Genomic DNA, 24015 nt, shown 5'->3' with positions numbered 1-24015 from the left:
GCACTCCTCATCGTTCGATCCCCGCACCCACTCCCACCGGGGTCGGCGGGGTCCGCTGCGAACGCCGGAGGTTGGTGACGAGGAGCAGCACCAGGGCGCCGGCGCTGCCGACGAGCAGCAACCAGAGGACCGGGTCGGCGAGCACCAGGTAGGCGTAGCCGACCCATGGAGCGGTGAGGACCACGCGTGGTACGGCGTTCCCGCCCAGCTCGAGCCGCCACGGGTCGGGCGTCGCGCTCGCGTCGCCCTGGGTGACGATGCCGTCGGCGTCGCGCGCGACGATCCGGTGCGTGACCATGCCGTCGACGCCGGCGGACGCAGGCGGGCGGTAGGTGATGACGTCGCCGACCCGCAGGTCGTCCACGGGGACGCGCCGCTCGAAGACGACCGAGCCGCGCGGGATGCTGTCGGCCCGATCGCCGTCCATCGAGTCGCCGGTCATCACGTAGCGCTGGAGACCGAGACCGATCGGCAGCAGCACGAGAGCCGTGACCGGGCCCAGGATCACCACGAGCGCGAGGAGTCGCCCCCACGGCGTCGACGCCGGGCGGTGCGGGGAGGTCGCGATCTCCATGGGCGGGTGGTCTTTCCGAGAAGGCTTCCGAGCCAGGGCTCCGAGCCGCTCTTGTGTTGTATGGGTCCGGACGGCCGCCCGGCGCTCCCCCCAACAGCGCCGGACGAACCCGTCCGAGGTGACCGTTCCTGCTGGCGGGCGTCCGCGCTCCCCCCAGGTGCGCGGTGCCCGCCCTCAGGTCCTCGAGCTCACGGTTCGGCGTTGACCCACGAGTACGCAGCCTTCGCAGGCTCGCCCTGGTTGGCGAACGGTGCGTCGTCCGGGAGCGACACGGTGAAGGTGAAGGTGCTCGAGCCCCCCGGTTCGAGCGTTCCCACGTCCTGCGCCTGGTCGCTCATCGCGGCGAAGTCACCGCTGTAGAGCTGCGTTCCGTCCTGGTCGATGACCAGGTCGAGCTCGCCGTCCGCGAAGGACGACGGGTCTCCGGTCTCCGAGAAGAAGAGCTTCGAGGCGAGCCCACCCGAGTTGCGGATGGTCACGCTCCGAGACACGGACTCCCCGGGCTCGATCTTGCTGATGGTCAGCGTCGCTCCCTGGTTGTCGTCGGCCAGCAGCCGGATCCCGGAGGATCCCTCGCTGGCGCTCGTCCACGGGACGCCGAGAACCATCGCCAGCAGGCCGGCGCCGACAACGCTGCCTACAGGGAGCAACAGCTTCCTGGCCGTGGTGGCAACAGTAGTCGTGGTCATCAGCATCCCCCCGGTGCTTCAGGTGGTACGACTAGAAGGTAGGACCGGCGTTGCCACGACTGATCCACACGTCGTCCAAGGAACTCCCACCGTTGGGTAACAGATCGCCGTCGCAGCCCCGGCGCGCCGGCTCAGGAGAACAGGTCGCCGTGCTCCCGGATCCGCTCGAGGACCTCCTCGAAGCGGAACTGCTCGAGGTCGAGCGCGTCCTCCGCGCCCGCCTCGACCTCGGCCCAGCTGACCGGCGTCGCGACCGTCGGGACCTCGCGTCCGCGGAGCGAGTACGGCGAGATCGTGGTCTTCGAGCCGGCGTTCTGGGACCAGTCCAGGAACACCTTGCCGGTTCGGCGCGCCTTCGTCATGGTCGCGGTCACCAGCTTCGGGTGCTCACCCTGCAAGGCCTCGGCGACCTCCTTCGCGAGCGCCGTCGACTCGTCGGGCGGCAGCCGCTTCGGCAGGTCGGCGTACAGGTGCAGGCCCTTGGACCCGCTCGTCACCGGCCGGGCCACCAGGTCGCGCTCGGCGAGCCGGTCGCGGACGAGGAGGGCGACCTGGCAGCACTCGTGCAGGCCCGCGGGCTCGCCCGGGTCGAGGTCGATGACGACGCGGTCGGCGCCGCGCGGGCGGTCCTTGCCGTCGACGGTCCACTGGTGCACGTGCAGCTCGAGGGCGGCGAGGTTGACCAGCCAGGTGAGCGTCGCGAGGTCGTCGACGATCGGGAACACCAGGGTGTCGGAGCTGCTGGCTGCCCGGCTCCCGGTGGTGGGGACCTTCGCGGTGTGCACCCACGACGGGGTGCCGCCCGGGACGTTCTTCTCGAAGAAGCTCTTGTCCTGGACGCCGTGCGGCCACCGGATCCTGGTGACGCAGCGGCCCGAGAGGTGCGGCAGCAGCACAGGGGCGACCTGGGCGTAGTAGCTGAGCACCTCGCCCTTCGTCGTACCGGTCCGCGGGTAGAGCACCTTGTGCAGGTTGCTGATCGTGAGCGTGCGGCCCTCGACGTCGACCCGCACCTCCTCCTTCTGCGGTGGGTCCTGGGCCGCCATCAGCGTGCGATCCCGATCACCGGGCGTCGCGCGGGGTCGAGGCGGAACATCAGCGCCCGGATGAACCAGCGCGGCGCGCTCACGCAGCCGGCGGTCGCCCCGGAGCCGTTGACGTGCAGGAAGATGCCGGCCCCGCGGTGGCGGACCTGGCGGAGGTTGAAGCTGGTGACGATCGACCACTCGTACTGCTGCGGGAAGTCGAGCAGCCGCTCGGAGGCGTTCGGGTCGCTGGCCGGGAGCCGCCAGCGGAAGCCGCCCTCGGCCCGGTTGCGGTACCGGTTGTAGAAGGCGCTCCCGTTGTCCTCGACCCAGTAGTCGCCGCGCCGGACCTTGCGGTACCGCAGGTCCCACGCCGGGTCCTGCCGGTGCATGCCGAACGCCCAGGGCAGGTCGTAGGTGCCGAGCGGGGTCGTGCCAGTCCCCTGGTGCCGGTGGCGACCGGGCACGAGGCCGCCGTACCCGATGCGGCCGTCGGTGGCCCGGAGCTCCTGCTGCCAGCGGCCGTCGCGCCGCACCCACCACGTGACCCGCGCGCGGTAGCCGGACGTGTGGTTGACGGTGACGACCTGCGTGGTGCCGTCGCGGAGCCGGACGTCGACGCCGTCGAGGCGGACGTGCCGGGGTGTCGTGGCGTGCGCGGGCGTCGGCGTCGCGAGCGCGGCCGCCAAGAGGAGCGGGACGAGCAACCGCTTCACAGGTCCTCCGGGTCGAGGTCGGGACGGACGCCCTGGAACGAGGGCTGGCGCAGGCGTTCGTACCCACGCCCGTGGGTGTCGATGTCGACGACCAGGACCGGGTCGACCCAGTGGGTGCCGCGCGCGTCGACGGCCGGCACCTCGTCGGCGAACGGGCTGTCGCGGCGGTCGAGACCCTCGACGAGCGCGGCCAGTGCCCGGCTCTGCCTCGCGCCGATCCCGCTGCCCACCCGGCCACGGTAGAGGAGGCCGTCCGCGGTCTGCTCGCCGACGAGCAGCGCGGCCAGCCGGTCGGTCGTGCCCTCCTGCGGGCGCCAGCCGCCCACCACGTAGGAGAGCCGGTGGCGGTGGGCGAGCTTCTGCCAGTGCGGGCTGCGCTCGCCGAAGCGGTACGTCGAGGTCCGCCGCTTGCTGACCACACCCTCCAGCCCCTGCTGGAATGTGGCCTCGAACAGCATCGCCCCGTCGTCGTACTCCGGCGGGACCTGCCAGGAGCCGTCGATCTGGAGCTCCGCCAGCAGCCGCCGCCTGGTCTCCAGCGGCTCCCCGGTGAGGTCGCGGCCGTCGAGGCGGAGCAGGTCGAAGACCATGTAGATCGCGGGGACCCGGTGCGCGAGGCGCTCGGCGGCGGCGGCCTTCCGGACGTGCATCCGCTCCTGGAGGGTGCGGAAGTCCGGCAGGCCGCGGTCGTTGAGCGCGATGATCTCGCCGTCGACGAGCAGGTCCCGCCCGTCGTACGGACTGGTGGCGAGCTCGGGCCAGGCGATCGTGATCGCGTTCTCGTTGCGGCTGGTCATCCGCAGCGTGCCGTCGCGGACGTCGGTGAGGGCGCGGACGCCGTCCCACTTCACCTCGTGCATCCAGGTGTCTCCCACGGGCACGGTGCGGCCGTGGGTGGCGAGCATCGGACGCATGCGCCCCATCATGCCCTCGTGCCACACTGACCGGTATGCGAGCCATCTGGAAGGGTGCGGTGTCGTTCGGGCTGGTCAGCGTGCCGGTGAAGCTCTACGCGGCCACCGAGTCGCACGACGTCTCGTTCCGGCAGGTGCACGCGAAGGACGGCGGCCGGATCAAGTACCAGCGGGTCTGCTCGGTCGACGGCGAGGAGGTCGCGTACGCCGACATCGCCAAGGGCTACGAGACCGAGGACGGCGAGATGGTCATCCTCACCGACGACGACCTGGCCGAGCTGCCGTCGACGTCGTCGCGCGAGATCGCGGTCGAGAAGTTCGTGCCGTCGGAGCAGATCGACCCGATGCTGTTCGAGAAGTCCTACTACCTCGAGCCCGAGAAGACCGGCGCCAAGCCGTACGCCCTGCTCCGCCAGGCGCTGCTCGACGCGGACCGGATGGCCGTGGTCACCGTCGCGCTGCGGCAGCGGACCACGGTCGGCGTGCTCCGGGTGAAGGACGACGTGATCGTGCTCCAGACGATGATGTGGCCCGATGAGGTCCGCACCCCCGACTTCTCCGTCGAGACCGGCGACGTGAAGCCGCAGGAGGTCAAGATGGCGAACATGCTCGTCGAGACCCTCGCCGGCGACTTCGACCCGGCGGAGTTCGAGGACGACTACGCCGAGGCCGTCGAGGCGCTCGTGAAGACCAAGATCGAGGGCGGCGAGGTCAAGCGGACCGCCACCTCCACGAAGTCCTCCGGGGAGGTCGTCGACCTGCTCGCGGCGCTGCAGCGCTCGGTCGACGCGGCGAAGACCGCGCGCGGCGAGGAGCCGGACAGCTCGGCCGAGGAGAAGCCGGCGGCGAAGAAGTCGGCCAAGAAGGCCCCGGCGAAGAAGGCTGCCGCGAAGAAGACCGCGAAGAAGTCGACCACGAAGAAGGCCGCGGCCAAGAAGGCCAGCTGACGCCTGGTGCCGGCCGCCGCGCGACGAGACCGCGCGACCCGGCCTGTCGAAACCAGCACGGATGATCCGACGTGTGGGTGACCGCTACACCCACGACAGGAGACCCAGATGCGCTACATCACGTTCGTGAAGATGACCGAGGACCTCGGTGACCCGCCGCCGGCGCTCGTGGAGGCGATGGGCACCGAGCTCGCGCAGTCGTTCGCCGACGGCACGATGATCGAGGCCGGCGGACTCGCCGGGATGCGGGACAGCACCGAGATCCACCTGCGCGGCGGGACCATCACCCAGAGCGACGGTCCGTACGCCGAGGGCAAGGAGGTCGCGGGCGGGTACGCGATCACCGAGGTGCGCAGCCACGACGAGGCGGTCGAGAACGCCCGCCGGGTGCTGGAGCTGCACCTCGCGCACTGGCCGGGCTGGGAGGGCTCGGTGGAGATCCGGCAGATGTTCAGCAGCCCCGGGTGACCACCGAGGACGCGGTCACCGCGGTCTGGCGGCGCGAGTCGGTCCGGCTCGTCGCCGCTCTGACCCGGATGACGCGCGACCTCGACCTGGCCGAGGACCTCGCCCAGGACGCCCTGGTGACCGCGCTCGAGCAGTGGCCCGAGGGAGGGGTGCCGGCGAACCCGGGCGCCTGGCTGATGGCGGTCGCCAAGCGGCGGGCGATCGACCAGTTCCGCCGCAACGACACCCTGCGGCGCCGTACGGCGGAGCTCGCCCACGGCCTCGAGGAGGCCGAGGTGCCCGACCTCGACGCGGCCGTCGACCACATCGAGGACGACGTGCTGCGGCTGGCGTTCCTCTGCTGCCACCCGGTGCTCCCGCCCGAGTCCCGGGCGGCGCTGACGCTGCGCCTGGTCGGCGGCCTGACGACGCAGGAGATCGCCCGGGCCTACCTCGTCAAGGACGCCACGATGGGGCAGCGGATCTCCCGCGCGAAGCGGCTGCTCGCCGAGAGCGGCGCGGAGCTCGAGAACCCGACTGGTGCCGAGCGCTGGCAGCGGCTGACCGACGTGATGGCGGTCGTCTACCTGGTCTTCAACGAGGGGTACTCCGCCACCAGCGGCGATGACTGGACCCGTCCCGACCTGTGCCGCGAGGCGATGCGGCTGGCGCGGATGCTCGCGCACCTCGCACCCGACGAGCCCGAGGTGCACGGCCTGCAGGCGCTGCTGGAGATCCAGGGCTCCCGGCTGAACGCGCGCCACGCCCCGGACGGCACCCCGATCCTCCTGGACGACCAGGACCGCCGCCGCTGGGACCAGCTCCTGATCCGCCGCGGCCTGGCGGCGCTCGACCGCGCCGAGGAGCTCGCCGAGCAGGGCAGGCCGGTCGGCAGCTACGTGCTCCAGGGCGCGATCGCCGCCTGCCACGCCCGGGCCCGCCGGCCCGAGGACACCGACTGGACCGAGATCGCGGGGCTGTATGACGTGCTCGCCCGGATCGCCCCCGGTCCCGTCGTGGAGGTGAACCGCGCCGTCGCGCACGGGCGGGCGTTCGGCCCGGACGCCGGCCTGGCGATCCTGGCCGCGGTCGAGAACGTGCCGGGCTGGCACCTGGTGGCGGCGGTCCGCGGCGACCTGCTCGAGCGGGCCGGCCGTCAGGAGGAGGCGGCGCGGGCGTTCCGGGACGCCGCCGCCCTCACGAGGAACGCCGACGAGCGTCGGATCCTGCTGCGCCGCGCGCAGCCCGGGAGTCCGGGAACATCCGGTCGAACCGGTGGAACAGCCCGTCCGCCAGCCGCGGAGCCACCAGGTTGAGCAGCTCGCCGACGTTGCCCGCGAGCGTGTTCACGTGCGGGGGCCGCCGCTCGATCGCGCGCACGACGCGGGCGGCCGCCTGCTCCGGGGTCGCACCGCGGCCGGCGTACGCCTCGGTCGGCGCCGACATCGGCGTGCGGACCAGCGAGAAGCGCATGTTGGTGAACGCGACGTTCTCGCCGTACGTCTCCCGCGCGGCGACCCGGCTCCAGGAGTCGAGCGCCGACTTGGACGCGATGTAGGCGCTGAACTTCGGCGCCCGCAGCTGGACGCCCCACGTGACGATGTTGACGACGTGGCCGGACCGCTGGGAGCGCATCGCCGGCAGCAGGCCCAGCGTGAGCCGCACCGGGCCGAAGAAGTTGACGGCCATGCTGCGCTCGACGTCGTGGAACCGGTCGTAGCTGAGCGCCAGCGAGCGCCGGATCGAGCGGCCGGCGTTGTTGACGAGCACGTCGACGGCCCCGTGCTCGGCGAGCACCCGTGCCACCAGGGCGTCGATCGCGTCGTGGTCGGTCAGGTCGCAGGAGTACGCCGAGGCGCGACCGCCGCTGTCCTCGATCGACGCCCGGACCCGCTCCAGCTCGTCGCCCCGCCGGGCGACGAGCAGCACGGTCGCGCCCCGCTCGGCCACCGCGCGCGCGGTCGCCTCGCCGATCCCCGAGGACGCGCCCGTGACCAGCACGGTGCGCCCGTCGAGGCTCACGCGCCGCCGGCGAGGAGCGGCCACGGCCGGGCCTGCTCGAGCTGGGCGGACAGCGAGAACAGCGTCGCCTCGTCATCGGTGCGGCCGACCAGCTGGACGGCGACCGGCAGGCCGTCGGCGCCGACACCGGCGGGCACCGAGGCCGCCGGGTTGCCGGCGACGTTCCAGAGCGCGGCGTAGGCGATCGCCGGCATCGCCCGCAGCGAGGCCAGCACGGTGCCGACGCCGTCGAGGCGACCGACCCGCGGCGGCCGGTGCGCGATCGCCGGCGTCAGCAGGACGTCGACGTCGTCGAAGACCCGGTTCGCCTTCACCGACACCTGCTCGGTCCGGGCGAGCGCGAAGTCGACGACCTTCGGGGTGACCCACGCCCCGAGCCGGCAGGTCTCGCGGGTGCGCCGCTCGAGCCGGTCGTAGTGCTCGACCAGGTCGGCCTCGGCGCGGATGCCCGCGAAGAACTGCGGCACGAACGCGGCCGTCGGGTCGGGGTACCGCGGGTCGACCTCGCGGACGTCGTGGCCGAGCTCGGTCAGCAGAGCAGCGGTGTCGCGGACCGCCTGGACGTGCACGGGGTCGGGGCGGACGCCCCGGGCGACCGGCCTGGTGCTCCAGCCGATCCGCAGCCGACCCGGCTCGCGGCCGACCGCGTCGACGAACGGCTCGTGGCCGCCCGCGGTGTACAGGTCGCCCTCGACGTTGCCGCGGATCGCGTCGTACACGAGCGCGCTGTCCAGCACGCTGCGGGTGAGCGGGCCCGCGGTGCCGAGCGCCCACCACAGGTGCGGGTGCGGCGCCGTCGTGACCCGTCCGCGTTGCGGCTTGAGGCCGAACAGCCCGCAGCTCGCGCTCGGGATCCGGATCGAGCCGCCACCGTCGCCGCCCATGCCGACCGGCACCATGCCGGCCGAGACGGCGACCGCCGTACCGCCGCTGGAGCCGCCGGGCGTGCGGCTGGGGTCCCAGGGGTTGCGGGTGATGCCGCGCGAGGCGGACTCGGTGAACGGGAACGCCCCGAACTCGGGCATCGTGGTCTTGCCGACGACCACCGCGCCGGCGACGCGAAAAGCCGACGTACGACCTCGGCGTCCGCGGCGGCCGGCGTGGAGTTGCCGTTGCCGCCGAAGGTCGTGACGGCGCCGGCGACGTCGATCTCCTCCTTGATCGCGATGGGTACGCCGTGCAGCGGGCCGGCCGGGCCGCCGGACGCCAGGGCCGCGTCGCGGGCCTCGGCCTCGGCGATCGCCTCGTCGACGAGCAGCCGGGAGAACGCGTTGAGCTCGCGGTCCCGCTCGTCGATCCGCGCCAGCGCCTGCTCGACGACGCCGCGGGCGCTGATCTCCCCGGTGGCGACCAGACGGGCGGTGTCGGCCACTCCGGCCCAAGCGAGATCCATCATGCCCGGCACCCTACCGATGGGTCACATGTCGTTCCCGATGAACTCCGGGTCGCCGTGGCGGCCGGTGATCCGGTCGAGCTCGTCGCACGCCGCGCCCGACTCCGGGCAGTCGAAGACGCGGACGTCGCCGCCGCGAGTCGGCGCCGCGGCGAGGATCGAGCCGTCGGTGTCGATCGTGAACCACGTCGCGTCCTTCGGCAGCGGCAGCCGGAGCGGGCCGCCGGTCCCGGTGGACTCCAGCACGGGCGACCAGTAGAGGACGTACTGCCCGTCGAGGGTCAGCTGGGCGTCCACGCCGCCGCGGACCAGCTGGTAGCCGGCCGCGCCGGGACCGTCCGGGGTCGGGCCGTCGTAGAGCAGCACCGAGCCGCGCACGTCGGCGATCCGCGTCTTCGGGCCGGCGACCGACTTCTCCTCGTCCGTGGCGGTGTCCCAGGCGACCGTGCCGGAGTCGTCGCGCAGCAGCACGACGCCGTCGTCGAGCGCGTCGATGACGGTGTTGTGGCCCACCTCGCGGCGCGCGATCTCCTCCCCCGTCCCGGTGTCGCGCACCACGACCTGCGGGTGGCCGTCGAGGACGGCGCCGTACGCCACCCAGTCGTGGACGGCGTCGGCCTTCGCGGTGGGCGCGAAGGAGCCGCCCTCCGCGTCCGGCTCGAGGGCCCGTGACTCGCCCGACTCGGTCAGCAGGTACGGCACCCCCTCCCGGTAGTGGACGATCCCGTCCGGCGTCGCCGCCGCATCGGTGTCCAGGCCCCGGAAGTCGGCGTACGGGATCGTCCGGCCGCCGAGGTGGACCTCGACGTCCGGGTCGGCGTACGCGCGCAGCCCGTTGCTGTAGTCCAGCCGGCCGATCGGCTCGACGCCGCGATCGGCGGGCGACCCGCCGAGCCGGGTCAGTCCGACGGCCGCGCCGGCCACCAGCACCACCGCGGCCGCGACCGCCGTCCAGCGGGCACCGCGGATCCGGCGGCCACGGCGTCGTACGCCGGCCAGGTCGCCAGGGGGTACGGCGAGCCCGTCGAGCTCGTCGTGCAGCACGTCGCGCAGCAGCGTCGTCATGCGAGGTCTCCGTTCGGTAGCACCACCGCGCTGCGGCGGAGGTTGGCGAGGGCCGCGGAGGCCTGCGACTTGACGGTGCCCGGGGAGCAGCCGAGCGCGTCGGCGATCTCGCGCTCGGACAGGTCCTCGTAGTAGCGGAGCACGATCACCGCACGCTGGCGCAGCGGCAGCGCCTGCACCGCCGACCAGACGGCGTCCCGGTCGGCCACGCCCACCTCGGGCGACTCGACGCGGCCGGCGCCCTCGAGGTCGGCGACCGGGCGTTCCCGCTGCCACCAGCCGCGCCGGCGGCTGCCGATGATCTCGTTGACGACCATCCGGCGTACGTAGGCCTCGGGGTGGTCGACCGACGAGATCCGCCGCCAGGACGCGTACACCCGGGCGAACGCCGCCTGCAGCGCATCCTCCGCGGAGGCGGCGTCGCCCGCGACCGCGTACGCCGTGCGGTACAGCCGCGGCCAGGTCGCCCGGAAGAACTCGTCGAAGTCGTCCACATCCCACAGATGCCTGCGGGAGGCCTGCGGGTTGCCCGCGGACGACATCTTTCTCAGCCGGTGGCCAGCAGCCCTCGGACCACGCGCAGCCCGACCGAGAGCCTGGCCAGGTCGGCCTGGTCGTCGGCACAGATCTCCTGCAGCGTGCTGGCGGCCCGCGGGACGACCACGTCGTTGTCGTCCTCCCACGCGGCGATCCGCGCGGGCGCCGGGTCGTCGGCCGAGGTGGTCGCGAGCACCTGTGCGGTGAGCTGGGCGTGCACCGAGTGCAGGTCGTCGCGCAGCGCCGCTCGCGCCATCGTCTGCCAGCGGTCGTCGCGGGGCAGTGCCAGGATCCGCTGCACCAGCGCGGGCAGGCCGAGCCGCTCGCCGAGCGCGAAGTGCACCCGCGCGACGTCCGTCGGGTCGAGTCCCTCGCGCAGCGCGATCTCCACGATGTTCAGCAGCATGTAGGACGGCGGCAGCACGGCGACGCGCCCCGCCAGCGACTCCGGCACGCCTTCGCGCTCGAGCCGTTCGCGACGCTCGATGAACGCCGCGAGCTCGCGTCCGCTCATCAGGTCGGGCAGCTCGGCCATCACCCGCTGCACGGGCCCGGTGAACTGGTCCACGGTGCCCTGGCTGTCCAGCGGTGGCCGGCGGTTGTTGACCAGCCAGCGTGACGCCCGCTCGACCAGGGTGCGCATCTCGAGGCGCATCCGGGTCTGCACCGCGGCGTCGAGCCGGTTGTCGAAGGACATCAGCTCCTTGCGCATCGGCAGCGACCCGAAGATCTCCCGGGCGACGAAGTTCGCGCGGGCCAGCTCGTCCGGCGTCGCGCTGGTCTCGCCGGCGAGCCGCGGCCAGAAGGTCATGCCGGCGCCGTTCACCAGGTCGTTCACGACCTGGGTCACGATGATCTCGCGGCGCAGCGGGTGCTCGTGGACCTGCTGCTCGAAGCCGTCCTGGATCGGGTGCGGGAAGTAGGACCGCAGGTCCTGGTCGAAGTAGTGGTCGTCCGGGAGCTCGGAGTCCACGAGCTCGTCGGCGAGCACGATCTTGGTCCAGGACATCAGCACCGACAGCTCGGGCGCGGAGAGGCCCTCCCCCTGGTCGAGCCGACGGCGTACCTCCTTGCGGTCCGGCAACCCCTCGAGCTCGCGGTTGAGGACGCCGTCGTTCTCCAGCCGGCGGATCCACTCCTCGTGGACGTGCAGCATCGACGGCGCGTGTGCGACGGCGTTGGCCAGGGCGAGGTTCTGCTCGTAGTTGTCGCGGAGCACCAGCTCCGCCACCTCGTCGGTCATCTCGGCGAGCAGGGCGTTGCGCTGCTGCTCGGTCAGATCGCCGTTCTTGACCACCCGGTCGAGCAGGATCTTGAGGTTCACCTCGTGGTCGGAGGTGTCCACCCCGGCCGAGTTGTCGATGAAGTCGGTGTTGATCCGGCCGCCCGCGCCGGACGCGCCGTGGCGGGCGTACTCGATGCGCCCGAGCTGGGTGAGACCGAGGTTGCCGCCCTCGCCGACCGCCTTGGCGCGGAGCTCGGCGCCGTTCACGCGGATCGCGTCGTTCGCCTTGTCCCCCGCATGCGCGTGGGTCTCCAGGGAGGACTTGACGTAGGTGCCGATGCCGCCGTTCCAGAGCAGGTCCACCGGCGCCAGGAGGATGGCCCGCATCAGCTCGGCCGGCGTCATCGACTCCGCCGAGCCGTCGATGCCGAGCGCCATGCGCACCGCGTCGTTCAGGGCGATCTTCTTCAGGGAGCGCGAGTAGACGCCGCCCCCCTCGGAGATCTTCGTGGGGTCGTAGTCCCGCCAGCTCGACCGCGGCAGCTCGAACAACCGCTGGCGCTCGGCGTACGATGACGCCGGGTCGGGGTCAGGGTCCAGGAAGATGTCGCGGTGGTCGAACGCCGCCACCAGCTTGATGTGCTCGGAGCAGAGCATGCCGTTGCCGAAGACGTCGCCGGACATGTCGCCGATGCCGACCGCGGTGAAGTCCTCGACCTGGCAGTCGATGCCACGCTCGCGGAAGTGCCGGCGTACCGAGACCCACGCACCGCGGGCCGTGATCCCCATCGCCTTGTGGTCGTAGCCGACCGAGCCACCGCTCGCGAACGCGTCACCGAGCCAGAAGCCGTAGTCCTTCGCGACGCCGTTCGCGATGTCCGAGAACGTCGCGGTGCCCTTGTCGGCGGCGACCACCAGGTAGGAGTCGTCGCCGTCGTGGCGCACCACGTCGCGCGGCGGGATCGTCACACCGTCGACCAGGTTGTCGGTGATGTCGAGCAGCCCCGAGATGAAGGTCTTGTACGACGTGACGCCCTCGGCCATCCACGCGTCCCGGTCCGCCGGGTCGGGGAGCTGCTTGCAGAAGAACCCGCCCTTCGCGCCGACCGGCACGATCACGGTGTTCTTCACCATCTGCGCCTTGACCAGCCCGAGCACCTCGGTCCGGAAGTCGTCGCGGCGGTCGGACCACCGCAGGCCGCCGCGGGCGACCGCACCGAAGCGCAGGTGCACGCCCTCGACCCGCGGCGAGTACACGAAGATCTCGTACTTCGGCCGCGGCTCCGGCAGGTCCGGGATCACGGACGGCTCGAGCTTGAAGGACATGTACGCCTTCGGAGCGCCGTCCGGACCGGGCTGGAAGTAGTTCGTGCGCAGCGTCGCCCGGATGTGGGTGAGGTACGAGCGCAGGATCCGGTCGTGGTCGAGGCTCGCGACGTCGTCCAGCGCCCGGCCGATCCGCTCCTCGATCATCTCGGCGCGACCCAGGTCGGCCTTCGGGTCGAAGCGGATCTCGAACAGCAGCACGAGCAGCCGGGTGATGTCGACGTTGTTGCGCAGCGCATCCTCGATGTAGTCGAGGGCGAACGGCGAGTTCCCCTGACGCATGTACTTCGCGTACGCGCGCAGCACGGTGGCCTGCCGCCAGGTCAGCCCCGCGCCGAGCACCAGCGCATTGAACCCGTCGATCTCGTTCGCGCCCTCCCAGACCGCACGGATCGCGTCCTGGAACAGCTCGCCGGAGTCGTCCGGCAGCGCGCGGCCGTAGCGCAGGCCGAACTCGTAGATGTAGGTCGGCCGCTCGACGCCGTCGAGCTCGTAGGGTCGCTCGTCGACGACCTCGACGCCCATCGACGACAGCATCGGCAGGACCCCGGACAGCGACAGGGGCGACCCGATCCGGTACACCTTCAGCCGCGCCTCGCCGCGTCCCGCGTCCAGGTCCTCGTACAGCGACAGGTCGATGCCGTTGCCGTCGGGTCCGACCGTGATCGCCTCGAGACGGCCCAGGTCGGCGGCTCCCCGCTTGGGCGTGAAGTCCTCCTTGTAGGCCTCGGGGAACGAGTCGACGTAGCGCCGGCCCAGCTGGGCGCCGACCTCCTCGCCGTGCTCGTTGAGGACCGCGACCATGAAGTCGTCGCGCCACGAGCGGGAGGCCTCGACCATCCGCCGCTCGAGGTCCGCGGTGTCGACCTCGTGGATCGTCGCGCCCTTCGGCGGGTGCACGACGAAGTGCACGCGCGCGGTCGTCGACTCGGTCAACCGCACCGTGAACTCGACGGAGTCGCCGCCGAGCCGGTCCTTGAGCAGCTGGGAGAACCGCTCGCGGACGGCCGTGTTGTAGCGGTCGCGGGGCAGGTAGACGAGCACCGAGACGTAGCGCCCGTAGGTGTCGCGCCGGATGAACAGCCGCAGCTGCCGGCGCTCCCGCGCGTGCATCGCCTGCTCGGCCATCGGCGCCAGCTCGTCGACGCTGGTGTGGAACAGCTCGTCGCGCGGGTACGTCTCGAGCGTGTCCATCAGGGCCTTGCCGTCGTGGCTGAACGGCTGGAAGCCGATCCGCTTGAGGACGGCGGCCGCCCGCTCCCGGAGCAACGGGATCCGGGTCAGCGACTCGGTGTAGGCGGCGCTGGAGTAGAGGCCGAGGAACCGTCGCTCGCCGACGACCTCGCCGTTCACGAACTTCTTGACGCCGACGTAGTCGAGGTACGCCGGCCGGTGCACGGTCGAGCGCGAGTTGGCCTTCGTCAGCACCAGGATGCTCTTCTCCCGCGCCTTCGCGGCCGCGGCGTCGGGCAGCCTGCCGGAGCTGGTCGTCATGTCCTGGTCGGCGCGCAGGATGCCGAGGCCGGTGCCGGGGACGGCCTTGAGGTACTCCCCCTTGTCGCGCTCGTCCTGGGCGCCGTCGTGCGACTCCAGGGCGTACTCGCGGTAGCCGAGGAATGTGAAGTGGTCCTCGGCGAGCCACTGCAGCAGGTCGCGCGCCTGGTGGACCTCGGCGGCGTCGACGCCGGCGGGCGGGTCGACGGTCAGCTCGTGCACGATGTCCGCGACCTGGCCGTGCATCTTGTCCCAGTCCTCCACGGACTCGCGGACGTCGCGCAGCACCCGCTGGATCCCGTCCTCGATCGCCGTGACGTCCTCGCCGTCGGCGAGCCGGTCGATCTCGATGTGCATCCAGGACTCGCGAACCTCCTCGCCGCGCCCGTCCTGGGTGTCGTTCGGGGCGTCGTCGGTCTCCGACGAGGGCCGCACGCCGCGGACGGCGCCGGTGATGTCCCGCCTGACGTCCAGGAGCGGGTGGATCACCAGGTGCACGTCGCGCAGCTCGCGGGACAGCTCCATGGTCAGGGAGTCGACGAGGAACGGCATGTCGTCGACGACGACCTCGACGACCGAGTGCCCGTCCGCCGACCAGCCGTGCACGGCGGAGGTGGGGGTGAACACCCGCACCCGGGCGGTGCCCTGCGGGCGGCTGGCCGCGAGCTCGTAGTGCGACGCGAACGCGCCGTACAGGTCGACGTCGCTGCGATCGGCGATGTCCTCGACCGCGACGTGCCGGTAGTAGGCCCTGACCAGCGTGTCGACGGACTCGTCGGGGGGACCCCCGGAGCGCCTCCCGTTCCGGGCCACCTCGATGGCACCGGACAGCAGCTCGGACAGGTCCTTCTCACGCGTCGACGTTGACACCCTCCGACACTAGGACGCCCACTCCGTCACCCACCAGTCGGGTCCCCCCACGTCGACCGTCAGAGCTCGCTGCGCAGGGCCCAGAGGACGGGGTAGTACTGCACGGGGAGGCGGGAGCGGAGGTAGGTCGAGCCGCTGGACCCGCCGGTGCCGGACTTGCTGCCGATCATCCGCTCGACCATCACGACGTGGCGGGCGCGCCAGTTGGCGGCGAGCTCGTCGTGCTGGAGCAGCGCCTCGGCGAGGGCCCAGACCACGGCGTACTGGTCGCGGTCGTGGGCCACGGTGCGCAGCGAGTCGGAGACGTCTCGCTCGGAGTCGGCGGCGAGGCCGAACGACCGCAGCACGACGAGGAACGCGTCCCACAGCGTCGGCTCGGCCAGCCGGGCGTCGAGCCGCGCCCGCTCCGCCGACGTGATGCCCTTGAAGCGCTTGAGGTACGCCGGGTCCTTCTGGCCGGACAGGAACTCCAGCTCCCGGAACTGCACGGACTGGAAGCCGCTGGCCGGGGCGAGCCGCTGCCGGAACTCCAGGAAGTCCTGCGGCGTCATCGTCTCCAGCACGTCGATCTGCTGGACCAGGACCCGCTCGATCACGTGGACCCGGGTGAGCAGGTGCTGCGCCCACCACAGCCGGCCGCCGTCGACCCCGCCCAGCATCGCGTCGCGGGCCGCCGAGACCTCGTGCAGGAGCTGCTTGAACCACAGCTCGTAGACCTGGTGGATGGTGATGAACAGCAGCTCGTCGTGCGCGGGCGGGTCGGACTCGAGGTGCTGGGCGTCGAGCAGCTGCGGCAGGCGGAGGTACGAGCCGTAGGTGAGCTGCGCCCCCTGCTCGCCGAAGGAGACGAAGTTCTCAGCAGGACTCTCGGTGGTCATGGGCCTGAGACTATGTCCGCATGAAGTTCCGACACGAGCTCAGGTACCACGCCTCGCCCGCCGACGTCTTCGAGATGCTGGCCGATCCCGCGTTCCGGGAGGCGGCCTGCGCCGCCCAGGACGTGATCTCCGCCGAGGTGCAGGTCGTGCGCGAGGGCAACGGCTTCCGGCTGACCATCGACCAGGAGCAGAGGACCGACGACCTCCCCGGGTTCGCCCGCACCTTCGCCGGGGACTCCACCCGCGCCATCCAGCGCGAGGAGTGGGCGGACTCGACCGGCGGCACGCTGCGCATCGACGCGCCCGGCAAGCCGTCGGAGGTGAAGGGCACCATCACCCTGCGCCCGGAGGGGTCCGGGACCGTCGAGATCGTCGAGCTGGAGCTGAGGATCAAGGTGCCGCTGATCGGCGGCAAGCTGGAGAAGCTGCTCGCCGAGCGGGTCGCCGCCGGCATGGACGCCGAGCACGGGGTCGGCGTCCCGTGGCTGGCGGGCAGCCGCTGATGGCGACGACGCTCACGCACCGGCTGGAGTACGACGCGCCGCTCGCGGACGTGGCCGCGATGCTGGCCGACCCGGCCTTCCGCGAGGAGGTCTGTGCCTACCAGCGGGTGCTCCGCTCGAGCGTCACCGTCGACGTCGACGGCGGGATCACGACCGTCGTCGTCGAGCAGGCCCAGCCCGCGAACGGGATCCCCGGCTTCGCGAGGAAGTTCGTGGGCGACGAGATCGACATCGTCCAGCGCGAGGAGTGGTCCTCGCCCGAGGCCGCCGACCTGCACGTGACGATCCCCGGCAAGCCCGGCCAGATGGTCGGCACGATCACCCTCGAGGAGTCCGCCGGCCGGACGACCGAGACCGTCGACGTACGGATCAAGGTCAACATCCCGCTGGTCGCCGGGAAGCTCGAGGAGCTGATCGCCGGGCTGCTCCGCAAGGCGCTGGTCGCCGAGGGGAAGGTCGGGCGCGACTACCTGTCGCGCTGAGCCGGACCGCCCTCGTCCTCGGCCGCGTCCTGGCGGCGGCGGATCAGGATCACCGCCGCCAGGAGCAGGAACGGGCCGAAGGCCAGGACCAGGGTCGCGACCTTCTCGTACGGGTGCAGGGCACCCAGGTGCAGCAGGATCATCGACCGAGGTACGGGTACCGGTAGTCGGTCGGCGGGACGAAGGTCTCCTTGATCGAGCGCGGCGAGGTCCAGCGGAGCAGGTTCACCGCGGCGCCGGCCTTGTCGTTGGTGCCCGACGCCCGACCACCGCCGAACGGCTGCTGGCCGACGACGGCGCCGGTCGGCTTGTCGTTGATGTAGAAGTTGCCGGCCGCGAAGCGCAGCTCCTCCTGCGCCCACGCGATGGCGCGGCGGTCCTGGGCGATGATCGAGCCGGTGAGGGCGTACGGCGCGATCGACTCCATCGCCCGGACGACCTTCTCGAAGTCGCCGTCCTCGTAGACGTGCACGGCGAGGATCGGGCCGAAGTACTCGGTGGTGAACATCTCGTCGGTGGGGTCGCCGCCCTCGATCACGGTCGGGTTCACGAACCAGCCGACCGAGTCGTCGAGGGTGCCGCCGACCAGGATGTCGAGCTTGCGGGACCGCTTGGCGCGCTCGATCGCGGTCCGGTGCTTCGCGAACGCCCGCTCGTCGATGACCGCGCCCATGAACACGCCGCCGCCCTCCGAGGTGAAGTCCGTCGGGTCGCCCACGGTGATGGTCTCGATCTCGGAGAGGAACGAGTCCTTCATCCGCTTCCAGACCGAGCGGGCGACGTACGCGCGCGAGGCCGCCGAGCACTTCTGGCCCTGGAACTCGAACGCGCCACGGATCATCGCGGTCCGCACGACGCCGGGGTCCGCGGAGGGGTGCGCGACGATGAAGTCCTTGCCGCCGGTCTCCCCGACGATGCGCGGGTAGGAGCGGTAGTTCTCGATGTTGGTGCCGACCTCGCGCCACAGGTGGTGGAACGTCGGCGTCGAGCCGGTGAAGTGGATGCCGGCCAGGTCCGGGTGCGAGAGCGCGACCTGCGAGACCTCCAGCCCGTCGCCGGGGAGCATGTTGATCACGCCCGGCGGCATCCCGGCCTCCTCCAGCAGCTCCATCGTCAGCGACGCGGCCAGCTGCTGGGTGGGCGACGGCTTCCAGAGGACGGTGTTGCCCATCAGCGCCGGCGCGGTGGGCAGGTTGCCCGCGATCGCGGTGAAGTTGAACGGCGTGATCGCGTAGACGAAGCCCTCGAGCGGGCGGTGGTCGGTGCGGTTCCACACGCCGGGGCTGTTCGCGATCGGCTGGTCGGCGAGGATCTCGCGCGCGTAGTGGACGTTGTAGCGCCAGAAGTCGATGAGCTCGCAGGCGGAGTCGATCTCGGCCTGGAACGGCGTCTTGGACTGGCCGAGCACGGTCGCGGCGTTCAGCCGCTGGCGCCAGGGGCCGGCGAGCAGGTCCGCGGCCTTGAGCAGGACCGCGGCGCGGTCGTCGAAGTCCATGTCACGCCAGCCCGGCGCGGCGTCGGCAGCGGCCTTGATCGCGGCGCGCGCGTCGGCCTGCGTGGAGTTCCTCAGCGTGCCGAGCACGTGCTGGTGGTCGTGCGGCTGGACGACCGCGATCTCCGCCCCACCCCCGGCCTTCCACCGGCCACCGACGTAGCCGCGCAGGGGCTTCTGCTTCTTCTCGAGCTTCTCGATCTCCACGAGCAGCGCATCCCGTTCGGGGGTGCCCGGCGCGTAGGTCAGGTTCGGCTCGTTGGTGGGAGCCGGAGGGGTGGTGACAGCGTCCATGCCCCCGAGCCTAACCGTCAGATCAGGCTCGGCAGAGGTCGGGGATCTCCTGGGTGGCGAACCATCCGAGGTCCTCGTCCGGGTCGGCGCCGACGGGCCGGTCCGCGGTGTCGGCGTGCACCGCGACGACGCGCTTCAGCGGCACCGTCCAGCCCGGCTCGGGCTCCGTGTCCAGCTCGGCGACGACCACGACGCGGCGGCCCGGCCCGGCCAGCAGGGCCGCGGAGGCGTCAGCCGCGGTCATCAGCGCGGCGTACTCGCCGTCCTCGCTGTCGTCCTCCGCGACCACCAGGTCGTCGGTGACCACGACGGCCCCCTCCGCGTGCTGGTCGGCCAGCAGCGCGAGCGTCGTCGGGAGGTAGATCCTCACTGCTGGGTCTCCGTCTTCCGCTTGCGGCGGCCGCGCGGCGCTCGGGTGCGGCCGCCGGACGCGGAGTCGACGAGCTCGTCGAGCGCCTCCCGGATGCAGGGGCCGAGCAGGTCGGCGTCCGGCAGCAGGTCGCGGTCGGCGGTGATCCCGTAGTAGACGTGCCCGTCGTACGACGTCACGCCGATCGCCAGGGGATGCCCCTCGAGCAGCGGCGGGACCGGGTAGGTCTCCAGCATCCGGGCGCCCGCGGCATACAGCGGGGCCTGCGGTCCCGGGACGTTGGTAACGCTCAGCTGGTAGGACCGGCGCTCGGTCGCGGCGAGGCGCGAGCCGATCGCGTGGAACGTCGCGGGTGCGAAGCCGGAGATGCTCGTCAGCCGGCTCGCGGCGACCGCGCGGCCGGTCTCCTTGTGCGCGAGGAAGGAGTACGACACCTGGTGCAGGCGGACCACCGGGCTCGGCTCCCAGACCGGGAGGTCCACGAAGTGCGGGGCGATCTGGCTGCCCAGCGAGGTCGCCTCCATCTCGTCGTCGATCACCGAGATCGGCACCACCGCCCTGATCTGGCGGACGCCGCGCATCGACTCACCGCGGGTCATCAGCCAGGACCGCAGCGCGCCGGTGACCGTCGCGAGCACCACGTCGTTCACGGTGCCGCCGTGCGCCTCGCGGACCTTGCGGTAGTCGGCGAGGTCGGTGCGGACGGCGACCACGCGGCGCTGCTGGGACAACGGGCCGATGATCGGCGAGTCCGGCGACGGGGTGCGGTTGGTGAGCGCGTCGGTGACCCGGCCGGCCGAGCGCGCCACGCCCGCGACGCCACGGACCAGCGCGCCGGTGGTGCTACGCGCCGTGGCGGTGACGGTGCCGCGCTCGGTCACCGAGTCCTTGATCGCGCCGGCCATCAAGGAGAACGGCGACGGTCCGGCGTGCGGGCGCCACTCGTCGCCACCCAGCTCCTTGGGCTCGGGCGCGGTGTCGAGCAGCACCTGGCCGAGGTCCACGGTGTGCATGCCGTCGACCAGCACCTGGTGGGCCTTCGAGAGCAGCGCGACCCGCCCGTCGGCGAGTCCCTCCACGAAGTAGATCTCCCACAGCGGGCGGTGCCGGTCCAGCGGGCGCGAGACGATCCGCGCCACCAGCTCGCGCAGCTGGTCCAGCGTGCCCGGACGCGGCAGTGCGGACCGGCGTACGTGGTAGCCGAGGTCGAAGTGGTCGTCGTCCACCCACACCGGGTTGGCGATCCGGCCCGGAACCGTCTGCACGCGCTGGCGGTAGCGGGGCACGAACGAGATCCGCTCCTGGACCAGCCGGACCAGCTCGGCGTAGTCGAAGCCGGACTGCCCGGGGTCGAAGATCTCCACCGTGGCGTTGTGCATCGGCGTCGAGGCGGACTCCTCCGCCAGGAGGGCCACGTCTCGCGGCCGGAGCCGCTCACTCATGCCGTCCGCCGCCTCTCACTGAGAATCACCCAAGATCGCCGGGGTCACGTACCGACGGTCTGTACAACATGGGATTCTGGCAGACGTCACGACCCAGCCAGAAAGAGCGACGATGCGCCGACTCCTTGCCAGCCTGACCGTCCTGCTGTGCGCCGTCCCCCTGGCGGCGTGCGGCGCCTCCGACTCAGGAGGCGGTTCCGACGGCTCGTCCCCCTCGGATCCGAAGATCATCCAGGTCACGTTCGACGGGGACTCGGTCACGCCGAACGGCGAGCGCGTCGACGTCTCGGTCGGCCAGCCGGTCACCCTGCAGGTGACCGCGGACGCGCCGGGCGAGATCCACGTCCACTCCACGCCCGAGCAGGAGCTGGAGTACGGCAAGGGCGAGACCACCCTGAAGCTGACGCCGATAGAGGCCCCGGGCACCGTCGACGTCGAGTCGCACTCGCTCGAGAAGGTCATCGTCCAGCTCGAAGTCCGCTGAGGTGGTCGGCGACGGCACCACGTTCGCCCACGGGATCGGCGGGGCCAAGGACCTGCCGATCTCGCCCGAGCTCGCGATCGCGGGCGCGACCGCCGCACTGGTCGTCTCGTTCACCGTCCTCGCGATCGCCTGGCGCACGCCACGCTTCGACGCCGCGACGAGCGGCCGGCCGGCACCGGCCTGGCTGACCGCCGTCGTCGACTCCGCCGCGTGGCGGGTCACCTGGCGCACGGTGGGGTTCCTGGTCTTCCTCTACACCGCGATGGTCGCGGTGTTCGGCAAGGACCTGGTCATCAACCCCCTGCTCGGCATCTTCTACGTGTGGTGGTGGGTCGGGCTGGTCCCGCTCTCGCTGTTCCTCGGCCCGGTGTGGAAGGCGATCAGCCCGGTCCGCACCATCAACCTGGCGTTCGCGAGGCTCTCCGGCGGCGACCCCGAGCAGGGCATGCTCACCTATCCCGAGCGGCTCGGGTACTGGCCAGCGGCGGTCGGGCTGTACGCGTTCGTCTGGATGGAGCTCGTCTACCCCTACTCCACGGAGATCGGACCGATCCGGCTGTGGTGCGCCGCGTACGTCGCGGTGATGCTGGTCGGCGGCGCGCTGTTCGGCAACACCTTCTACGAACGCGCCGACCCCTTCGAGGTCTACTCCACCCTGGTCTCGCGGCTCTCGGTCTGGGGCCGCCGCAGGACGGAGCAGGGCGAGCTGCTGGTGGTCCGCCACCCCCTGGCGAACCTCGACACCACCCCGGTGCGCGCCGGCCTCGTGGCCGTGGTCGCCGTGCTGTTCGGCAGCACCGCGTTCGACTCGTTCAAGGACTCCACGAGGTGGATCACCTTCATCCAGTCGAGCGACACCTCGGCGTACCTCGTCAACAACCTGGGCCTGCTGGCGTTCTGCGTCGGCGTCGGGCTGGTCTTCGCGCTCGGGTGCGTGCTCACCGGGCTCGGGGAGGACCTGCGGCGGCGCGAGCTGCCGAACCTGCTGGCGCACTCGGTGGTGCCGATCATCGTGGGCTACATCGTCGCCCACTACCTGAGCTACCTCGTGGAGGTCGGGCAGCTGACGCTGATCCAGGCGAGCGACCCCTTCAGCAACGGCAGCAACTGGTTCGGGACCGGCAACCTGAGCGTGAGCTACTGGCTCAGCTACCACCCGACCCTCCTGGCGGACCTCAAGGTGCTCGCGGTCGTGACCGGCCACGTCCTCGGCGTGATCGCCGCGCACGACCGCGCGATCCGGATCCTGCCGAAGCGGCACCAGCTGACCGGTCAGCTGCCGCTGCTGTTCGCGATGATCGCGTTCACGGTCGGGGGCCTGTACCTGCTGTTCGCTGCCTAATCACGAACGAGCGGCAACCCGGGCGGTGAGCCGACCGCCTGCGGTGACCTTCCATACCTGCTGTTCGCTGCCTAAGCACGGACGAGCGACAACCCGGGCGGTGAGCCAACCGGCTGCGGTGACCTTCCATACCTGCTGTTCGCTGCCTAAGCACGAACGAGCGGCATCCCGGGCGGTGAGGCAACCGCCTGCGGTGACCCTTCCATACCTGCTGTTCGCTGCCTAGTCACGAACGAGGGGCAACCCGGGCGGTGAGGCAACCGCCTGCGGTGACCTTCCAGACTTGCTGTTCGCCGCGTAGAGGTCGTCGGCGAGCTTGCTCACCGCCCGGGCGAGCGGCGAGTCGCCGAGCTCGGTGAGGGTCCGGCCCGCGACGAGCGCGCGGTCGACGGTGGCCTGGTCGTCGGGCAGGAAGTGCAGGCCGCTGGTGCGCGCGAAGCCGGCGACCATGCCGGCGATGTCGCGCTCGGACCAGCCCAGGCTGGGGCGCATCCGGTTGACCACGACGTGCGCGTCCCGGCCGCGCTCGGCGAGCTCGACGAGCCCCCGCGCGAGCCGCGACAGGCCGACCGGGTCGGCGCTGCCGACCGCGACCACCTCGTCGGCGACGTCGAGCGCCCCGAGGGTCATCTGGTTGCGGCCCGGCCGGGTGCCGTAGTCGGAGCCCGGGTCGTCCTCCAGGCTGAAGCCGGTGTCGACGACCACCTCGGCGTGGTCGCGGGCGACCTCGAGGAGGTGCTCGACCGTGCCGTTGCGGACCTCGACCCACCGGTCGCCGCGCGGCAGGCCGGTCACGACGCTCAGGTGGCCGTCGATGCCGCGCTGGACCGAGCCGAACCGCTCCTCGAGCTGGCCGGCCGCGGCCAGCCGGGCGGCGGAGAGCAGGCCCGAGACCTCGTCGAGGATGCCGAGCTGCTGCGCCACGGCCCCGCCGTACGGGTCGGCGTCGACCCGGACCGTACGACGCTTCCGGCGCGCCAGCTCGGCCGCCAGCGCCGCGGCGACGGTGGTGCGGCCGGGCGCCCCCGCCGGCCCCCACACCGCGACCACGCGCCCCGCGGCGGGCGGACCCTGCGGCGGCGGCCCACTCGGGGGCGGGACCCGGACCACGGTCTCGGGGGAGTCCTCGTCGAGGACGGCGCCGGCGAGAGCGTCGAGGTCGTCCTCGGAGACCACCCGCGGGATGCCGATCCGGGCGGCGCGCAGCCGGCCGCCGTCGAGGGTCGCCCCGCCCGGGGCGATGGCGACCGGACGGACGGCGTACTTGCGCAGCAGGTCGACCGCGGCGCGGTCGAGGCCCGGTGAGTCGAGGCCGAGGACGGCGGCGTCGGCCTGGCCGGCACTGGCCGCGGCCAGCAGGTCGTCGACGTCGACGCACCGCTTGAGGACGACGATCCCGGGGTGGTCGCCGAGTCGCTGGAGGACGGCCGGCTCCCAGGCCGCACCGGAGGCGACCACGATGACGAGCGTCCTGTCGGTCACGG

General features: G+C 72.0%; 23 protein-coding genes and 1 pseudogene. 7 read left to right on the top strand and 17 right to left on the bottom strand.

What is annotated here, in order from left to right; genetic code table 11:
• Positions 1-7: 7 nt before the first annotated feature.
• From ACVW2K_RS08935 to ligD (ACVW2K_RS08915), 5 genes are all read right to left on the bottom strand, one after another.
• On the bottom strand, positions 8-574 hold the full coding sequence (locus tag ACVW2K_RS08935; protein ID WP_457202272.1) for a S26 family signal peptidase: 567 nt from the start codon (positions 572-574) through the stop codon (positions 8-10).
• 188 nt (positions 575-762) lie between these two features.
• Positions 763-1263: a COG1361 family protein gene (locus ACVW2K_RS08930; RefSeq protein WP_155992381.1), complete on the bottom strand. Its 501-nt coding sequence runs from the start codon at positions 1261-1263 to the stop codon at positions 763-765.
• A gap of 131 nt (positions 1264-1394) precedes the next feature.
• Complete coding sequence (ligD, locus tag ACVW2K_RS08925) at positions 1395-2309, bottom strand: non-homologous end-joining DNA ligase (RefSeq protein WP_036571733.1); 915 nt, start codon at positions 2307-2309, stop codon at positions 1395-1397.
• Positions 2309-3004, bottom strand: a complete 696-nt coding sequence (locus ACVW2K_RS08920) for a L,D-transpeptidase family protein (protein ID WP_028639039.1) — start codon at positions 3002-3004, stop codon at positions 2309-2311. The genes ligD (ACVW2K_RS08925) and ACVW2K_RS08920 overlap by 1 nt, the downstream gene beginning before the upstream one ends.
• Complete coding sequence (gene ligD / locus ACVW2K_RS08915) at positions 3001-3918, bottom strand: non-homologous end-joining DNA ligase (RefSeq protein ID WP_028639040.1); 918 nt, start codon at positions 3916-3918, stop codon at positions 3001-3003. Before ligD (ACVW2K_RS08915) ends, ACVW2K_RS08920 begins: the two co-directional genes overlap by 4 nt.
• 35 nt (positions 3919-3953) lie before the next feature.
• On the opposite strand from ligD (ACVW2K_RS08915), the gene ku reads away from it, so the two are divergent.
• The 3 genes from ku (at position 3954) to ACVW2K_RS08900 (ending at position 6628) form a co-directional block, all read left to right on the top strand.
• Complete coding sequence (gene ku, locus ACVW2K_RS08910) at positions 3954-4865, top strand: non-homologous end joining protein Ku (RefSeq protein ID WP_028639041.1); 912 nt, start codon at positions 3954-3956, stop codon at positions 4863-4865.
• 108 nt (positions 4866-4973) lie between these two features.
• On the top strand, positions 4974-5333 hold the full coding sequence (locus ACVW2K_RS08905; protein ID WP_457202271.1) for a YciI family protein: 360 nt from the start codon (positions 4974-4976) through the stop codon (positions 5331-5333).
• The gene (locus ACVW2K_RS08900) at positions 5330-6628 is read left to right on the top strand and encodes an RNA polymerase sigma factor (protein ID WP_051549531.1); all 1299 of its coding nucleotides are present in this window, start codon (positions 5330-5332) and stop codon (positions 6626-6628) included. The genes ACVW2K_RS08905 and ACVW2K_RS08900 overlap by 4 nt, the downstream gene beginning before the upstream one ends.
• Here the strand turns inward: ACVW2K_RS08900 and ACVW2K_RS08895 are convergent.
• The 7 genes and pseudogenes from ACVW2K_RS08895 to ACVW2K_RS08865 form a co-directional block, all read right to left on the bottom strand.
• Positions 6510-7358, bottom strand: a complete 849-nt coding sequence (locus tag ACVW2K_RS08895) for an SDR family NAD(P)-dependent oxidoreductase (RefSeq protein WP_457202270.1) — start codon at positions 7356-7358, stop codon at positions 6510-6512. The genes ACVW2K_RS08900 and ACVW2K_RS08895 overlap by 119 nt on opposite strands.
• Entirely contained in the window at positions 7331-8359 is a 1029-nt protein-coding gene (locus ACVW2K_RS08890) for an amidase (protein ID WP_457202269.1), read from the bottom strand. Before ACVW2K_RS08890 ends, ACVW2K_RS08895 begins: the two co-directional genes overlap by 28 nt.
• Before the next feature lie 101 nt (positions 8360-8460).
• A pseudogene (locus ACVW2K_RS08885) lies at positions 8461-8727 on the bottom strand (amidase family protein); the annotation flags it as partial.
• Positions 8728-8751: 24 nt separating this feature from the next.
• Positions 8752-9792 carry a hypothetical protein gene (locus tag ACVW2K_RS08880; RefSeq protein WP_457202268.1) on the bottom strand — a complete coding sequence of 347 codons (1041 nt, stop codon included), beginning with the start codon at positions 9790-9792 and terminating at the stop codon, positions 8752-8754.
• A complete protein-coding gene (locus ACVW2K_RS08875; RefSeq protein ID WP_231496299.1) occupies positions 9789-10286 on the bottom strand; it encodes a SigE family RNA polymerase sigma factor in 498 nt (165 codons plus the stop codon). The genes ACVW2K_RS08880 and ACVW2K_RS08875 overlap by 4 nt, the downstream gene beginning before the upstream one ends.
• A 53-nt stretch (positions 10287-10339) precedes the next feature.
• Positions 10340-15244, bottom strand: coding sequence for an NAD-glutamate dehydrogenase (locus tag ACVW2K_RS08870; RefSeq protein WP_457202267.1), 4905 nt, complete (start codon positions 15242-15244; stop codon positions 10340-10342).
• Between the two features lie 59 nt (positions 15245-15303).
• Positions 15304-16122 carry a tryptophan 2,3-dioxygenase gene (locus ACVW2K_RS08865; protein ID WP_457202266.1) on the bottom strand — a complete coding sequence of 273 codons (819 nt, stop codon included), beginning with the start codon at positions 16120-16122 and terminating at the stop codon, positions 15304-15306.
• A gap of 20 nt (positions 16123-16142) precedes the next feature.
• On the opposite strand from ACVW2K_RS08865, the gene ACVW2K_RS08860 reads away from it, so the two are divergent.
• Together ACVW2K_RS08860 and ACVW2K_RS08855 are read left to right on the top strand one after the other, a co-directional pair.
• A complete protein-coding gene (locus ACVW2K_RS08860) occupies positions 16143-16625 on the top strand; it encodes a DUF2505 domain-containing protein (protein WP_028639048.1) in 483 nt (160 codons plus the stop codon).
• Entirely contained in the window at positions 16625-17107 is a 483-nt protein-coding gene (locus tag ACVW2K_RS08855) for a DUF2505 domain-containing protein (protein ID WP_155992383.1), read from the top strand. The genes ACVW2K_RS08860 and ACVW2K_RS08855 overlap by 1 nt, the downstream gene beginning before the upstream one ends.
• Here ACVW2K_RS08855 and ACVW2K_RS08850 read toward each other — a convergent pair.
• The 4 genes from ACVW2K_RS08850 to ACVW2K_RS08835 are packed head-to-tail and all read right to left on the bottom strand — an operon-like array spanning position 17092 to position 20705.
• Positions 17092-17250: a hypothetical protein gene (locus ACVW2K_RS08850; protein WP_155992385.1), complete on the bottom strand. Its 159-nt coding sequence runs from the start codon at positions 17248-17250 to the stop codon at positions 17092-17094. The genes ACVW2K_RS08855 and ACVW2K_RS08850 overlap by 16 nt on opposite strands.
• Positions 17247-18893, bottom strand: a complete 1647-nt coding sequence (gene pruA / locus ACVW2K_RS08845) for an L-glutamate gamma-semialdehyde dehydrogenase (protein WP_457202265.1) — start codon at positions 18891-18893, stop codon at positions 17247-17249. Before pruA ends, ACVW2K_RS08850 begins: the two co-directional genes overlap by 4 nt.
• A 22-nt stretch (positions 18894-18915) precedes the next feature.
• On the bottom strand, positions 18916-19263 hold the full coding sequence (locus ACVW2K_RS08840; protein ID WP_028639050.1) for a DUF6912 family protein: 348 nt from the start codon (positions 19261-19263) through the stop codon (positions 18916-18918).
• Complete coding sequence (locus tag ACVW2K_RS08835) at positions 19260-20705, bottom strand: WS/DGAT/MGAT family O-acyltransferase (protein WP_028639051.1); 1446 nt, start codon at positions 20703-20705, stop codon at positions 19260-19262. Before ACVW2K_RS08835 ends, ACVW2K_RS08840 begins: the two co-directional genes overlap by 4 nt.
• A gap of 112 nt (positions 20706-20817) precedes the next feature.
• On the opposite strand from ACVW2K_RS08835, the gene ACVW2K_RS08830 reads away from it, so the two are divergent.
• Both ACVW2K_RS08830 and ACVW2K_RS08825 read left to right on the top strand, forming a co-directional pair.
• Positions 20818-21189: a hypothetical protein gene (locus tag ACVW2K_RS08830; protein WP_457202264.1), complete on the top strand. Its 372-nt coding sequence runs from the start codon at positions 20818-20820 to the stop codon at positions 21187-21189.
• A gap of 1 nt (position 21190) precedes the next feature.
• Positions 21191-22531, top strand: coding sequence for a hypothetical protein (locus tag ACVW2K_RS08825; protein WP_457202263.1), 1341 nt, complete (start codon positions 21191-21193; stop codon positions 22529-22531).
• Between the two features lie 222 nt (positions 22532-22753).
• Here the strand turns inward: ACVW2K_RS08825 and ACVW2K_RS08820 are convergent, their stop codons facing one another.
• Positions 22754-24013 carry an AAA family ATPase gene (locus tag ACVW2K_RS08820; RefSeq protein WP_457202262.1) on the bottom strand — a complete coding sequence of 420 codons (1260 nt, stop codon included), beginning with the start codon at positions 24011-24013 and terminating at the stop codon, positions 22754-22756.
• Between the last annotated feature and the right edge of the window lie 2 nt (positions 24014-24015).

Source organism: Nocardioides sp. HB32, from assembly GCF_054058995.1.
The sequence above is the reverse complement of the archived record's forward strand: the minus strand, read 5'-3'. Positions and strand labels throughout refer to the sequence as shown.